At 60.0% G+C, this 2,461-nt stretch carries 1 protein-coding gene and 3 tRNA genes; 3 read left to right on the top strand and 1 reads right to left on the bottom strand.

The window, feature by feature from the left end:
• Nucleotides 1-360: 360 nt before the first annotated feature.
• Nucleotides 361-1,386: a hypothetical protein gene (locus ACV22Z_RS35595; RefSeq protein ID WP_448080922.1), complete on the bottom strand. Its 1,026-nt coding sequence runs from the start codon at nucleotides 1,384-1,386 to the stop codon at nucleotides 361-363.
• Nucleotides 1,387-2,083: 697 nt separating this feature from the next.
• Here ACV22Z_RS35595 and ACV22Z_RS35590 point away from each other — a divergent pair.
• The 3 genes from ACV22Z_RS35590 (at nucleotide 2,084) to ACV22Z_RS35580 (ending at nucleotide 2,386) form a co-directional block, all read left to right on the top strand.
• Nucleotides 2,084-2,169: transfer RNA gene (locus tag ACV22Z_RS35590), tRNA-Tyr, on the top strand.
• Between the two features lie 43 nt (nucleotides 2,170-2,212).
• Nucleotides 2,213-2,286, top strand: a tRNA-Gly gene (locus tag ACV22Z_RS35585).
• 25 nt (nucleotides 2,287-2,311) lie between these two features.
• Nucleotides 2,312-2,386: transfer RNA gene (locus ACV22Z_RS35580), tRNA-Thr, on the top strand.
• Nucleotides 2,387-2,461 lie beyond the last annotated feature (75 nt).

The following is a 2,461-nucleotide window of genomic DNA, read 5'->3' as shown; positions in this document are numbered from 1 at the left end:
TTTGGCCCTGGCCGACGCTACGCCGCTGCGAGACCAAGGCGCCATCGACGGTGAGTCACCCGTACTCGAGGATGGTCCTGGCGGTCCTCTCGTTCCGCGTGGAATGAAACCCGCCGGAGCGTGAGCACAGGAAGCGCTGGGGGCATTCGTGGCCGTCTGACGCGAATTCAATACCGATCACGAAGATGTCGAGCTGGGCCGCCCGCACGGTCTTCATGGCAACGTACGTGGTGCGAGCAAAAGCGAGCGAACGTCGCGCCATGGCAGTAGCACGCCTTCGCCACGGCAGTTTCTCGCGGCCTCCGAATACGTGTTGAATGCTGCAAAGAGCCCGTCCCTCCTGGGCGAAAGCAAGAGGGGTCACCTCCAATCGCCGATATCCTTCGCACCATGGTTCCGGCAACGCGAGCCGTCGCATTCGAAGCTTCGGAACGCTTCTTCGATGCAATCCCCGTCATGGCGCTCGTCTGCCACGTGCCGTAGCGCGAGCGATACCACGTCGTTCCCTTTCGTGAAGTCGAAGGTGTCGGCGCCGATGCCTGGAAAGCGGATCGTATGAACCCATTCGAGCGGTCTGCCGGTCGACAGATCGTAGGTTGTCGTCTTCCAGTCGTTCGATGGGTGAGCTGCGCCCGGCCAGTCCGAATAGCATGTCGCGTCGACAGTGAACAACCGGGCGTTGGCAAATGCCACCCTCGTCGTGCAGCTCGAATCGCCGTTCGGACGAGCCATCAGCGCAAAACCGACCGACTCCCGAAACTCCCGATCGAGCGCGGAGTTGATGATTCGCATGGCCTCGGCGGATGGTGCTCTCGTCAGCTGCGGCGTGGACACGCCACTTCGTTTCTCGGTGACGAATCGCCAGGCGACGGCGTGATCGGCCGACGCCTCCGTGCGTGCCGAAAACTCGTTCGGCCACTCGGTCCGCAGGCAATCGTAACCGCGTTCGGTCGCCGAAGATCCCTGAAAATCCGCGTCGCAAGCAGCACTTGTGCTTTCCAGGCGGATCGGCAGACTGGCCGCCGTTCGCGCACTCTTCCGCCACGTTCCAGAAACACCCGGCACTAACGCTGGAAGCTGTCCAGAATATCCAAGCGGTTCAGATGCTGAGCCGGGGGCAAACGAGAGTGTCCAGATTCCGGTTGGAAGGTCGCAGGCGGCAGGTTCGTCAGCGCCACCGGAGAGCGGGCACTCGACGAATTCGCCCGCGTTGCCGGTCGGGACAAGTCCGATGTCGACGCCGTTCGATCGGTAGAAGTAGCGGCCGACTGTCTGCTTGTCGTTCTGATAGAAGCGTAGAACGACCGGGGAACGGCCGATCGTACCGCGGTAGAGGCTTTCGTACGGAGCAGCGTCAGCGATGCCCGCGACGAGTATGGGCGGCAATCAGGACGGCGCGCGAAATGCGCATGGAGGCTCCTCGCGTGAGGTTCGAGTCGGGCGCACCGGGAGTACCTCCTTGGCGTCCAGGCGTGCATCGTTGAGTCCGGCCCTACATAGACTGCCGTCATCCGATGATAGCCTGTCAGTCCCGCCGGAATCACGAGGCGCTTCGGCATCCGATACTCGAGAGCCTGGGCGAAACGAAGAGCGCCTTTCCACGTGGGCGGCCGAATGTTTTTGCGATTCGGAGGACTCCCTCCGAATTCCTGAGCTTCCACGTAGTGGCGATCGACCGATCAACGCGCTGAGTCAGGGTCCGCTCCCGGCTGCCGGCGGTGAATTTAGATGGCTGGGAAGGCCGTTCTGCGCGCGCAAAAAGTGGTCCGAACGCGTTCGGCACGAAATTTGCGGGATTTTTGCATGAACCCGCTTGGCTTTCTCGCGAGAAGGCCGTATGATGGCGGTCTTCTGGTTTTTCGGCGCGGATCCAGGTTCGCAACGGAATGACCGGAATCTGACGAAGATGCGGGCATCAAGGCGCCAGGCATGACTTTCGTTGTTTGCGAGGGCGTTTCGCTCGGTGCAACATCGATAAGTGGCTTGGGGCGCATCGGTCAGGTGCCAGCGAAGAGAATGAAAATAATCTTCGCGATGTGCTTGACAACGATTCGATGTACCCCCATAATCGTCAGTTCTCTACGGAGGGGTGCCCGAGTGGCTAAAGGGGGCAGACTGTAAATCTGTTGGCTTACGCCTACGTTGGTTCGAATCCAACCTCCTCCACCAAGATATCAACGCAGAGAGCGGTAGGGAATCGTTAGTGGCCCGTGCGGGTGTAGCTCAATGGTAGAGCAGAAGCCTTCCAAGCTTACGACGAGGGTTCGATTCCCTTCACCCGCTCCAGTTCGTGCAGTTGAAGCATAAAAATGCCCATGTGGCTCAGTGGTAGAGCACTCCCTTGGTAAGGGAGAGGTCGGCAGTTCGATCCTGCCCATGGGCACCAGCAGTATAGTCAGTGTCTGTTTGCGCGCGGCGCAACATGTGAAATTCCTTTTGGGAGTTGAAAATGGCCAAGGAA

The organism is Burkholderia sp. PU8-34 (genome assembly GCF_053427725.1).
This window is presented reverse-complemented; position numbering and strand designations above follow the sequence as displayed.